The following is a 10797-nucleotide window of genomic DNA, read 5'->3' as shown; positions in this document are numbered from 1 at the left end:
GATCAATTCCAAAAGCATCTGTTGCTCGAAAGCTTTTGTGACTGAGGCACGTGGCGTATACCATGACAGGGTTTGACTTGTCGTTGGATGCCCTTCGCAGGAGCGACATTGATAGCGCTTAGGACGTCAGATCAACAGCACTCGGTATTCGAGTAGCGGCAAATGTCGAAGTTCGATCTCATTACCCAAACCATAAGCATGATGAATCGGCTTGCCACAACGGTGACACTGCGTTCCTTCTAGGGTACTATGAACGTCAATTCTCAACGTTTTACGTTCACCTAAAACCACCCGTTCAATTGCGAGGTCAGGAAGATTTAAAAGGGCCTGAATCGTATCATTATCGAAAGTCATCATCAAAAGCGCTCGAATGACATTTTAGCGGAGCACCGCCATCAAGTAACTGATTTATATGATAACATGACCCCCTGAGATCCGGGAGAGCCCAAAAAAATGCTCAACTGATCATTGAACAAGAACTTCCACGGATTCCGCTGCCGAAACCCGAAACCAAGGATGAGGCCGAGCTCCTGGTCTTGGTCCGCCCCCTGATCGATTCCTCGACCCAGTCCGCGCTGGAATTCTTCAGAATTCGTCCAGCGGTAGGCCAGAACGATGAGGAGGACAGCGACGGCGGATCCGCTATCGGCGAAGTGGTCAACGCTGATGTTGCGGGCCTCATTGCTGGTGCCGCGGGTGCCGCGGCTGCAAGCTTTTGGAGTGGTGTCGCGGTTGGCGCTTCAGCCGTGGTTGGCGCGGCCGTCGGTTCCGTTGCCGGATCGGCGATCGAATATTTGACTCAGGATGCCAGCACTGAACAAGGCTCCGCACCTAGGGATCCGCAAGAGCAGTTGAGCTGATCGCAGATTCTGTTCAGCCAGAATCCTCGCACGGCAGGGATGCCTATGAGGATCGCGGCGCGACCTGGCCGAGTTCGCCCGACACGCTCCACATGCCAACATCAGCCAGCGCCCTCCTCCGACTCGCTCGGTCCCGTGTGCCCACTCTGCTGTCCAGTCTGCTGAAAGCGGTCATCCGACCGATGGCCGGCGACCACGGTCCCGGCGTGCTCGAGCCACCCGCACCGCACCTCGTTCGGGGCATCAAAGGCTGGGACATAGGGCTTGATGTCCAGCAATGGGGTCCCGTCGAGCACATCCACCCCGCTGATCCGCAACACACCCTCGAGGATGCCTTCCAACCGGACCACTGAGAGACCGATCGGATTCGGCCGCGCCGGGGCGCGCGTCGCGAAGAGCCCGCGCGGCTGAGGATCCAAAAAGGGCACCACCCGCAGTTTGTATCCGTGACTCCGATGCAAATGGTAGAGCAGGAAGAGGTGCGAGAACCCCTCAAGGTCCGCCAACCCCTCTCGAAACGGCTCGAACACCTCAACCTCGCCCTGGATACCGACCGCCCCGGTCGGTTGGATTGGCATATCGGACGGCATCGCATAAGGCGAGTGAATGATCCCGATGGGGGTGAATTGAATCTGCATCTTGGTGAGCCTGCAACAAGGGGGGCCGGACACGTCGGCGTGTGAATCGGATCCACCTCATTCTACTCTCCCCAGGGTTCCTCATGATTTTTCTCCGGACACCCTGAGATTTTCCCGAACCCATCAATCTTTTCCGATGGTGAGTACCTGAAAAAATCATGTCTCTCCGCTCATGAAGCGGATCGGTCTCAGACCAATGTCCATCCAAGCCTGCGCCCGTTCGATGCATGGAGCAGCGGTTGAGCCCCCGATCCTGACCCGCTGACGGTCGGGCTGGGGTGGTCGAGTCCAGCGCGAACGCACTGGTTCGCCAATCCTTTCAGGAGGCACTGGCATTCGCTCATCTGACTCTCATCTTGTGGAGGGACATGATTTTGGATGCACTACTTGACTTTGCCACGCGCCTGCTCGCGCAGCTTCAATCGCCGACGCTCGCGTTCCTACTCGGCGGTATTCTGATCGCCGCCTTGGGCAGTCGACTCGAGATTCCCGAGTCGATCTATAAGTTCATCGTCTTTATGCTGTTGATGCGCGTTGGGCTCGACGGCGGGATGTCGATCCGCGAGGCGAATCTGGCCGACATGCTGCTCCCGGCCTTGTTCGCCGTGCTCATCGGCGCCGGGATCGTCCTGATCGGCCGCTTCACGCTGGCGCTCTTGCCGAGCGTGCGCACCGAGGACGGCATCGCGACCGCTGGACTCTTTGGCGCCGTGAGCGGCTCGACCCTCGCCGCGGCAATCGTCGTGCTCGAAAGCGAAGGGATCGACTACGAGCACTGGGCGCCGGCGCTCTATCCGTTCATGGATATCCCCGCGCTGGTCGTGGCTATCGTGCTCGCGAATCTGTACCTGAAACGCCGCGATGGCTCCAGCGAGAAGGTGCGGATCTGGCCGATCGTGAAGGAAAGTCTCCAAGGCTCGGCGCTCAGCGCGATGTTACTCGGCATCGCACTTGGTTTGTTCACCCGTCCCGAACAGATCTTCGAGGGTTTCTACGACCCGCTTTTCCGTGGTCTGCTCTCGGTGCTGATGCTGGTGATGGGGATGGAGGCCTATGCTCGCCTCAACGAGCTGCGCCGAGTCGCCCATTGGTTCGCAATCTATGCCGCCATCGCGCCGCTCCTGAACGGGCTGATCGCCTTCGCACTGGGCTACGTGGCCCATGTGCTCACTGGCTTCAGCCCCGGAGGTGTGGTCCTGCTCGCGATCCTCGCAAGCTCCAGCTCGGACATCTCGGGGCCACCGACCTTACGCGCTGGCATTCCGAGTGCTAACCCATCGGCCTATGTCGGGGCCTCGACCAGTGTCGGGACACCCGTGGCCATCGCGATCGGGATCCCACTCTTCCTCGGCTTGTCCCAGGTGGTGTTCGGAACCTGACCATTAGGAGATGCTGCAATGTCACAGCAAGCAAGCAAGCTTGTGATCATCACTGAAAAGGTGCTGTTAAGGGAGATCGTCAAGCTGATCAAGGCATCCGGTGCCACCGGCTACACGGTGACGGCGGCCAGCGGTCAGGGCAGCCGCAACACGCGTTCGAGCGGCCAACCGGCGGTCTCGGAGACCTTCTCCAACGTCAAACTCGACGTCATCACAACAGACGAGGACATGGCACGACAGCTCGCGGAGACCATCGCCAACAAATACTTCAACAACTTCTCCGGGATCGCCTATCTCGACACGATCGAGGTGCTGCACGCCCATCGACTCTGACCGAGCGTCGGCCGATCCCCCAAGCGCGCCTCGTCACTTGCATCCGATGATCATGGGTGACGGGGTCGCGCACGCTGAGCGCGACACTGATCCGGTCGATGGCCTTATGCCGCCCCTTCTCTTTGAGCGCTGGGCTCCAGCTCGGCCTCGAAGTGTTCCTCCCGGCGGATCAGGCTTTGCAGCTCGGTCTGCTCCAGACGACGCTAGGCAATCGCCGGGATCAGATCGACAGGTGCGCTCGTCCGAGCGACGTGGTGATCCGTGCCCCGTGCGCTCGCACACGAGAACGAATATGCTATTGACGATCGAATTCTCAGTCGATGACCCCGCCGCTGACATGACCGCCATCGAGCCACCACCGCCCCACCAGCCGGATCTCTTCCATGACGTCTAATGCCCCACTGAAGAAGGCCGTGGTGTTGCTGAGCGGCGGGCTCGACTCCACGACGGTGCTGGCGCTGGCCAAGGCCGCTGGATTTGCGCCCTATGCCTTGTCGTTCCGTTACGGGCAACGCCATGCCGTCGAGTTGAATTGTGCCGCCCAGGTCGCCGCGGTGATGGGGGTGGTGGAGCATGTGATCGCGGACATTGATCTGCGGCGGTTCGGTGGTTCGGCCCTCACTAGTGCCTTGGCGGTGCCCAAGGGGCGCAGCATTGAGGCGATGGGGCACGGCATCCCGGTCACTTATGTCCCGGCGCGCAATACCGTGTTCCTCTCCTTCGCATTAGCCTGGGCGGAGGTGCTGGGCTCGAGCGATCTCTTCATCGGGGTGAATGCGCTCGACTATTCGGGGTATCCGGATTGCCGACCGGAGTACATCGCCGCCTATGAGCGGATGGCCAACCTGGCGACCGCCGCTGGGGTTGAGGGCCGCCAGCAGCTCCAGATTCACGCGCCCCTGATCGACCTGACCAAGGCCGAGATCATCACGCGGGGTCTAGCCTTGGGGGTCGACTATGGTCTGACCAGCAGTTGTTATGATCCGGGGCCGGACGGGCGCCCTTGCGGGCAGTGCGATGCCTGTCTGTTGCGGGCGAAAGGCTTCGCGCAAGCCGGGCAGCCCGACCCGCTGCGCGTGCGCTTTGGAGCGTGCTGAGATGAGCGAGCGCTTGTTCCAAGTCGCCGCGGTGCCGTTCGAGGCGGCGCGACGGGTGGCGATCTTGCCGGCCGGGCATCGGGCGCGGCGCCTGCACGGGCACAGTTTCACGGCCAAGGTGCGCGCAGAGCTGCCGTCGGGTTGGGGAGACTGTCCGGGCGGTGAGGCCGATGCGTTGAGGGCGGCGCTGGCGTCCTGTGTGGCGGCGCTCGACTATGGTGATCTCAACGAGCAGTTGCCGATTCCGACCGATGAGAACCTCGCGCGCTGGATCCGCCAGGGTCTCGCGGTGCCGGGGTTGGCGGTGGTGGGGGTGCAGAGTACCCGGGATCAGGGGGCGGACCTAGACGCCGCCGAACAGGTGCACCTGTGGCATCGGTTTCGATTCGAGGCGGCCCATCGTCTGCCGAACGTCCCGGACGGTCATCAGTGTGGACGCATGCATGGTCACGGCTTCGAGGTGATCCTACATGCTCAGCAGGATTTGCGCGGCCAGGACATGGGGATCGAGTTCGACCAACTCGCGGCCCTGTGGGCGCCGCTGCACGAGCAGTTGCACTATGCCTGTCTGAACGATCTGCCGGGCTTGGAGAACCCCACCAGCGAGATGCTGGCACAGTGGCTGTGGCAGCAGTTGATCCCGGTGTTGCCGACCCTCTCCTGGATCACGGTCTACGAGACCGCCACCGCGGGCTGTCACTTCGATGGTCGGCATTACCGCATCTGGAAGGAGCAACGCTTCGAGAGCGCGCTGCAACTGCGCCGCGCCCCCGCGGGCGATCCGCGGCGACGGCTGCACGGGCACAGTTATCAGTTGCGCCTGCACCTGACCGCGCCGCTGGATGACGTGTTGGGCTGGACGGTCGACTACGGCGACGTGAAGCGGCTGTTCAAGCCGGTCTATGCGCGTCTTGATCATCAGTCCTTGAATGCGCTGCCGGGGTTGCGTGATGCCGATCCGGGCAGTCTGGCGCTGTGGATCCGGGAGGATATCGCCGCGCACTTACCGCAACTTGATCGAATCGATCTCGACACCACACCCGGCTGCGGGGTCAGTCTGTGCTGGGGGGCGCTGGGTCCCGCCCTGCCGACATGAGCTACAGCGTCAAGGAGATCTTCTACACCCTGCAGGGCGAGGGAGCGCGCACCGGTCGCGCGGCCGTGTTCTGCCGCTTCGCCGGGTGCAATCTCTGGTCGGGGCGCGAGCCGGATCGGGACCAGGCCATCTGCCGCTTCTGTGACACGGAGTTCCGTGGCACGGACGGTGTGGGCGGTGGGACCTTCCCGGACGCCGCGGCCTTGGCCGAGCGGATTCGCGCCACCTGGCCCGCGCTCGGCGACCCGCGGGCGCGGCCCTATGTGGTCTGCACCGGCGGGGAGCCGCTGTTGCAGTTGGACGCACCGCTAATTGCCGCGTTGCACGCGCGCGGTTTCGAAGTCGCGATCGAGACCAACGGCACCTGTGCGGCCCCGCCGGGGATCGATTGGATCTGCGTCAGCCCCAAGGGAACAGCCCCCCTGCAACTGCTGGCCGGTCACGAACTCAAGCTCGTCTACCCGCAACGCGATGCGCCCCCCGAACGGTTCGTCGACTTGGCCTTCGAGCACTTTTTTCTACAACCGCTCGACGACCCGGATCTCGCCGAGAACACCGAGTGCTGCATCGCTTACTGCAAGGCGCATCCGCATTGGCGCCTGAGTCTGCAGACCCACAAACTGCTTGGGATTCCATAACTCAAGGTGATCATCCATCCACTCGAAACACTGCTCGTCGCGGCCCTGGTGTTGCTGGTGGGGCGGTTCGTCAATCGGCTGATCCCGTTTCTCTCCCATTACAACATTCCAGACCCAATCACCGGCGGGCTGCTGTTCGCCGTGGTCTTGAGCGCGGCTCGAGCCTTCAATGATCTCGATATCGAGTTCGTCGCCAGCTTGCGTCCGGTGCTGCTGCTGACATTTTTTGCCGCCGTTGGACTCTCGGCCGACCTGAGTCTACTCAAGCAGGGGGGACGGCGGCTGCTGATGTTCGTGTTGGTGTTGATTCCCTTTCTGTTGTTTCAGAACATCGTCGGCGTCCTGATTGCCTGGGGCCTCGACCTGCACCCCCTGATGGGCCTCGTTGGCGGCAGTATCACCCTGATTGGGGGACACGGCACCGGCGCCGCCTACGCCGAACGTTTCGCCGAGGTCAATAACCTTCAGTCGGTCATGGAGTTGTCGATGACAGCGGCGACCCTGGGATTGATTCTCGGCGGCATCGCGGGCGGCCCGCTCGGCGAATGGCTGATCACGCGCCACCGCCTCGCCGGGGCATCGCGCGACAGCATCTCGCCCACTGCGCAGCGGCCACCAGCGCCCGCACCCCCTCCCCCGCTCACCAGTGCGCGCTTTGTCCCGGTGCTCGCCGCCACCTTGGTCGCGGTGATCGGCGGGCAATGGATCGCCGATGCGGTTGGCGATGGGCCGATCACCCTGCCGAGCTTTCTCTGGTGTTTGCTCCTCGGTGTCCTCATTCGCAACGCCGGCAGCCTGGTTGGCCTGAAGCTCTGTGATCAGGGCGTGGAACTGATCTCCTCGCTCAATCTGTCGCTGTTTCTGGCGATGACCATGATGGCCCTCAACCTGGCGAGCGTGGTCACCCTCGCGGGTCCGCTGCTGCTGATTCTGGTTGGCCAACTGACCCTGGTACTGGTGTTTGGCGCCTGGCTCACGTTCCGAGCGGTCGGGCGCGACTATGAGGGCGCGGTGATGTCGGCCGCGTTCTGCGGCTTCGCGATGGGAGCGACCGCGACCGCCATCGCCAACATGCAGGCCATCACGCAGAAATACGGCCCGGCACCACAGGCCTTCATCGTCGTTCCACTCGTAGGGGCCTTCCTGATCGACCTCATCAATGCGCTGGTCTTGACCGGCTTTCTCTCGCTTTCTTGGATCGGCGCCTGAACATGAAGCGGATGCTCCTGATCCTGCTGGTCTTGACGCTCACCGCCTGCGAGCATGGCCCGGACGCCACCCAGATCGAGAGTGATCTGGACGCCCGCCTCGCCGAGACCTTCGGTGACACGGCGTTGACGCTCCAGCAGGTGCGACGCCTCGGCAGCGCCAACGACGCGAACGCACCCCAGGGTGAAACCCGCCGGATCGTCTATTTCAACGCGCAACTCCGAGTCGACCGCGACCAGAACTTCGGCGCCTGGGATGCGCCAGGTGTCGCCAACCTGGTGAGCCTACTCGGCACGGGGCCACGGGGACTGACGGGCATTCAGGCCGGCGGCAACGTCCGCGGCGACATCCTCGGCGCCCGCGGCAGCCTCATCTACCGCGAATCCGCGCACGGTTGGGAACCGGTCGTGCCACAGGGTTTCAGCGCGCCGCGGCTTCCCACTACTGGCGAAGGGGCCGAGATGGCCCAGGATGAACAGCTCGCCGCCGCGATTAGTACCGCGCTGAACCTGTCACCGGGCGGGACCAGCGTGGCCGCACGCCGCATCATCCATGACGAAGTCGCGCGCTCGCTCGGCAACATTCGCGGTCGCATCAGCCGTCTCGAACACGGGTTCCCCCTCGCCAGCGGTCCCGATCAGGGTCAATACGCACGCTTTGCCAATGCCTGGAGCGTGAATCTGATGGACTCGGGGGTGAAGCTCCAGCCGCTGCTCACGAGCGGTGGCGTCGAGAACCTGATGCTGTTGCGTGATGACCTGACCGTCCTCGCCCTGTCGCAAAGCGATGTCGTGTATGAAGCCTTTGTCGGTCTTGGCGCGTTCGCAGAGGACGGGCCGAATCATGGCCTGCGTGCACTGGCAAGCCTCTTCCCCGAGCCCCTGCATGTGGTGGTCAGGAATGCCAGCGACCTGCACAGGTTCGCCGACTTGAAAGGCCGGCGCATCAGTATCGGGCCACCCGGCTCGGCCTCGCACCAGACCGCCAGGGCGGTGCTGGCGGCTTACGGGCTGGGACCAGATGACCTCCGAAACGCCGCTGATCTCACTCTGGCCGAAGGCTTGCGGGCCTTGCGCGACGGACGGATCGACGCGCTCCTGCAGGTGATCGGAGAACCAGCCGATCAGATTCGTGCGGCGGCCGAGACGCTCGATCTGCGCTTCCTGCCACTCGACGAGGACGCCATCGAGCGGCTGATGGCAAGCCGGCCAGGCATCTTCGCCCATCGACTGCGGCCCGGCACCTACCCGAAGCAGCGCAATGCGATCGCCACGATCGCGGTCAGCGCCATGCTGCTGGCCGACACCAGCCTAACCGATCGCGAGGCGGCCTTCTTCATTCGCCAGTTGTTCGACCCGGCCAATCGATGGCTGACCCTGGGCAGTATCCAGGGCACCCAGTTATCCCTCGACCATGCGACGCGCGGCCTGATGATTCCGCTGCATGCTGGTGCCGAGGAGGCCCTGATGGATCTGGGCGATTCGGAGCCCTGAGCCCTGAGCCAGAATGACCCGATGGGACTGGCGGAACTGGCTCGACGCCAAAGGTCGTTGATTCACGTTCCCGCGCTGTCGGTGAGGCTCCTGCCTTCCACGTGCGCGGCTCAGAGCGACATTGGGGGACTGACTTTACCTGCCTTAACCGACCATATTGAAAAATAAAGCGAAAAATCACAATAGTGGCGGAGAGGGAGGGATTCGAACCCTCGATAGGCTGTTAACCTATACACACTTTCCAGGCGTGCTCCTTAAGCCACTCGGACACCTCTCCTGAGAACAGGATCGAATGGCCAGGTTGGGTCTCGACCTCGAGATCTGTCGCTCCCTCCCCAGGTCATCGTGCCTGCGAGCGCGTGAGGTTACACTATGGCGGTGTGGCTTTCAAATCACGCGACGCCGAAGGATCCCAGCCGCGACCTGTTCGGATGCTGATCCTTGACGCGACCCGACACCTCCGCATCGGGGCCGTCCAAGCCGCACGTCGACGCAACCCCGTTCAGGATTCCAAGACCGGAGACATCCGCACGCGATGGCGAGACCCAAAACCGGCTGGGATTGCGAAACACCACAGGTGTCGGCGACCCTGGCCGAAGTCGCGGATCCTCATCGACTCTATCAGCTCGCGGTGCAGAACCCGCGCGCGGAGGTCGATTTCGTCGATCGGATCTATCGCCAACTGCGAGGGCGCAGCGCATCCCGAATGCGCGAGGATTTTTGTGGCGCGGCGGCCGTCTGCTGCGAATGGGTCCGGCGGCGCAAAGGCAATCGCGCCTGGGGCATCGACTTGGATGGCGAGGTGCTCGATTGGGGTCGTCGGTGGAATCTGGCAGCGCTGGACCCGGAACGTCAACAGCGGGTCAGCCTCCTTCAGGGCGATGTCTTAGCGGTCGCATGCCCGCCGATCGATCTGGTGCTGGCGATGAACTGCAGTTACTGGCTGCTTCGCGATCGTCCTCGGATCCTGGCGTATTTCGAGCGCGTCCATGCCCAACTGGCCGATGACGGCATCTTTTTTTTGGATGCCTTCGGTGGCTACGATACCTTTCGTCTGCTCAGTGAGGAGCGGCGCGTGCGCGACCCGCAAGGCGGAAGTTTCACCTATGTCTGGGAACAGGCGGCGTATGAGCCGGTTACGGGACGGCTCCTTTGCCATATCCATTTTCGGTTTACCGATGGTTCCGAACGCCACCGTGCCTTCAGCTACGATTGGCGCTTATGGACGCTCCCGGAGATCCGGGAACTGCTCGCCCAGGCCGGTTTCTCTCGCGTCCTGGTCTACTGGCAGGGTTGGGATGCCGAGGGTCGACCGGACGGGGTGTTCGTGCCCGTCGAGTCTGGCGAGCCGGATGCGGGATGGATCGCCTACCTCAGCGCGGAGAAGTGACCGGCCGGGGTGAAGGGCTCGGCGGGCTCAGGACACGGACGTGCCGGGATCTCGGGCGTCGGCGCAACGACCACGGACGAACTCGGCGACACGCCCTGCATCATTCAATGGCAGCGTGACCGGCGGACGCGGCTCGGGCAGAGGTGCGTCGGTCGCCACCGCGATGATGTCCGGATCGCAAGGATAGAGTGGCCTGAGCTGATTGGCGTGGGCCACCGCTGAGCGGTAGACCTCGATCTTAGGATAGGCCGCATGCTTGAAGCCTTCGACGATGATGAGGTCGAGCCGTGCGTGCTCGAACCGGCTCAGCATGGCCTGCAACGCCGGCTCCTGGGTCGGGACGGGATGCTCGACCTGCAGTGCCCAGCGCGCGCCCGACGCCAAGAGCACCTGGGAGGCCCCCGCCGCCCGCACCTCATAGCTGTCTTTCCCTGGGGTGTCCAGATCGAACCGATGGTGCGCATGTTTCAGATAACCGACGGCGAGTCCCTGTACGGTCAGGATGTGCACGACCGCACGCACCAAGGTGGTTTTCCCCATGCCGCTGGGGGCGACGAATCCCACGACTGGGACCGAATCATGCCTCATCGTTCTGGCTCCAGCTTGGACTTTTGATCAGGCTCAGCGCAGAATGCAAGCGAAAGAGACCAGCCGGAATCCCGCT

General features: G+C 62.9%; 12 protein-coding genes and 1 tRNA gene. 9 read left to right on the top strand and 4 right to left on the bottom strand.

All coding sequences use genetic code 11. The features are described from left to right. Positions 1 to 126 precede the first annotated feature (126 nt). The gene (locus tag CKO25_RS07575) at positions 127 to 357 is read right to left on the bottom strand and encodes a hypothetical protein (protein WP_200387302.1); all 231 of its coding nucleotides are present in this window, start codon (positions 355 to 357) and stop codon (positions 127 to 129) included. A 179-nt stretch (positions 358 to 536) separates the two neighbouring features. On the opposite strand from CKO25_RS07575, the gene CKO25_RS07570 reads away from it, so the two are divergent. Beyond that, a complete protein-coding gene (locus tag CKO25_RS07570) occupies positions 537 to 860 on the top strand; it encodes a hypothetical protein (RefSeq protein ID WP_200387301.1) in 324 nt (107 codons plus the stop codon). 101 nt (positions 861 to 961) lie between these two features. On the opposite strand, the gene tsaA is transcribed toward CKO25_RS07570, so the two are convergent. Beyond that, the gene (gene tsaA, locus CKO25_RS07565; protein ID WP_200387300.1) at positions 962 to 1498 is read right to left on the bottom strand and encodes a tRNA (N6-threonylcarbamoyladenosine(37)-N6)-methyltransferase TrmO; all 537 of its coding nucleotides are present in this window, start codon (positions 1496 to 1498) and stop codon (positions 962 to 964) included. Positions 1499 to 1866: 368 nt separating this feature from the next. On the opposite strand from tsaA, the gene CKO25_RS07560 reads away from it, so the two are divergent. The 7 genes from CKO25_RS07560 (at position 1867) to CKO25_RS07530 (ending at position 8743) form a co-directional block, all read left to right on the top strand. Continuing rightward, a complete protein-coding gene (locus tag CKO25_RS07560) occupies positions 1867 to 2877 on the top strand; it encodes a sodium-dependent bicarbonate transport family permease (protein ID WP_371829706.1) in 1011 nt (336 codons plus the stop codon). Between the two features lie 18 nt (positions 2878 to 2895). Beyond that, positions 2896 to 3210 (top strand): P-II family nitrogen regulator, encoded by a 315-nt coding sequence (locus CKO25_RS07555; protein ID WP_200387298.1) that lies wholly within the window; start codon positions 2896 to 2898, stop codon positions 3208 to 3210. A 401-nt stretch (positions 3211 to 3611) separates the two neighbouring features. Then, positions 3612 to 4307 (top strand): 7-cyano-7-deazaguanine synthase QueC, encoded by a 696-nt coding sequence (gene queC / locus CKO25_RS07550; protein WP_200387332.1) that lies wholly within the window; start codon positions 3612 to 3614, stop codon positions 4305 to 4307. A gap of 1 nt (position 4308) precedes the next feature. Beyond that, positions 4309 to 5403: a 6-carboxytetrahydropterin synthase gene (locus CKO25_RS07545; protein ID WP_200387297.1), complete on the top strand. Its 1095-nt coding sequence runs from the start codon at positions 4309 to 4311 to the stop codon at positions 5401 to 5403. After that, positions 5400 to 6041: a 7-carboxy-7-deazaguanine synthase gene (gene queE, locus CKO25_RS07540; RefSeq protein ID WP_200387296.1), complete on the top strand. Its 642-nt coding sequence runs from the start codon at positions 5400 to 5402 to the stop codon at positions 6039 to 6041. The genes CKO25_RS07545 and queE overlap by 4 nt, the downstream gene beginning before the upstream one ends. A 6-nt stretch (positions 6042 to 6047) precedes the next feature. Then, the gene (gene gltS, locus CKO25_RS07535; protein WP_200387295.1) at positions 6048 to 7250 is read left to right on the top strand and encodes a sodium/glutamate symporter; all 1203 of its coding nucleotides are present in this window, start codon (positions 6048 to 6050) and stop codon (positions 7248 to 7250) included. A gap of 2 nt (positions 7251 to 7252) precedes the next feature. Next, the gene (locus tag CKO25_RS07530; RefSeq protein ID WP_200387294.1) at positions 7253 to 8743 is read left to right on the top strand and encodes a TAXI family TRAP transporter solute-binding subunit; all 1491 of its coding nucleotides are present in this window, start codon (positions 7253 to 7255) and stop codon (positions 8741 to 8743) included. Positions 8744 to 8929: 186 nt separating this feature from the next. Here CKO25_RS07530 and CKO25_RS07525 read toward each other — a convergent pair. Beyond that, positions 8930 to 9020 (bottom strand) — tRNA-Ser (locus CKO25_RS07525). A 258-nt stretch (positions 9021 to 9278) separates the two neighbouring features. Here CKO25_RS07525 and CKO25_RS07520 point away from each other — a divergent pair. Beyond that, positions 9279 to 10133 (top strand): class I SAM-dependent methyltransferase, encoded by an 855-nt coding sequence (locus tag CKO25_RS07520; RefSeq protein ID WP_242467472.1) that lies wholly within the window; start codon positions 9279 to 9281, stop codon positions 10131 to 10133. A gap of 27 nt (positions 10134 to 10160) precedes the next feature. Here CKO25_RS07520 and mobB read toward each other — a convergent pair whose 3' ends face one another. Beyond that, positions 10161 to 10721, bottom strand: a complete 561-nt coding sequence (mobB, locus tag CKO25_RS07515; protein WP_200387293.1) for a molybdopterin-guanine dinucleotide biosynthesis protein B — start codon at positions 10719 to 10721, stop codon at positions 10161 to 10163. Positions 10722 to 10797: the final 76 nt, after the last annotated feature.

It is taken from the genome of Thiocapsa imhoffii (genome assembly GCF_016583985.1).
GTDB lineage: Bacteria > Pseudomonadota > Gammaproteobacteria > Chromatiales > Chromatiaceae > Thiocapsa > Thiocapsa imhoffii.
This window is presented reverse-complemented; position numbering and strand designations above follow the sequence as displayed.

Coding starts and splice junctions, on each gene's coding strand:
- CKO25_RS07575 (WP_200387302.1), bottom strand. CDS start 357: ATGATGACTTTCGATAATGATACGATTCAGGCCCTTTTAAATCTTCCT.
- tsaA (WP_200387300.1), bottom strand. CDS start 1,498: ATGCAGATTCAATTCACCCCCATCGGGATCATTCACTCGCCTTATGCG.
- CKO25_RS07560 (WP_371829706.1), top strand. CDS start 1,867: ATGATTTTGGATGCACTACTTGACTTTGCCACGCGCCTGCTCGCGCAG.
- CKO25_RS07555 (WP_200387298.1), top strand. CDS start 2,896: ATGTCACAGCAAGCAAGCAAGCTTGTGATCATCACTGAAAAGGTGCTG.
- CKO25_RS07545 (WP_200387297.1), top strand. CDS start 4,309: ATGAGCGAGCGCTTGTTCCAAGTCGCCGCGGTGCCGTTCGAGGCGGCG.
- queE (WP_200387296.1), top strand. CDS start 5,400: ATGAGCTACAGCGTCAAGGAGATCTTCTACACCCTGCAGGGCGAGGGA.
- CKO25_RS07530 (WP_200387294.1), top strand. CDS start 7,253: ATGAAGCGGATGCTCCTGATCCTGCTGGTCTTGACGCTCACCGCCTGC.
- CKO25_RS07520 (WP_242467472.1), top strand. CDS start 9,279: ATGGCGAGACCCAAAACCGGCTGGGATTGCGAAACACCACAGGTGTCG.
- mobB (WP_200387293.1), bottom strand. CDS start 10,721: ATGAGGCATGATTCGGTCCCAGTCGTGGGATTCGTCGCCCCCAGCGGC.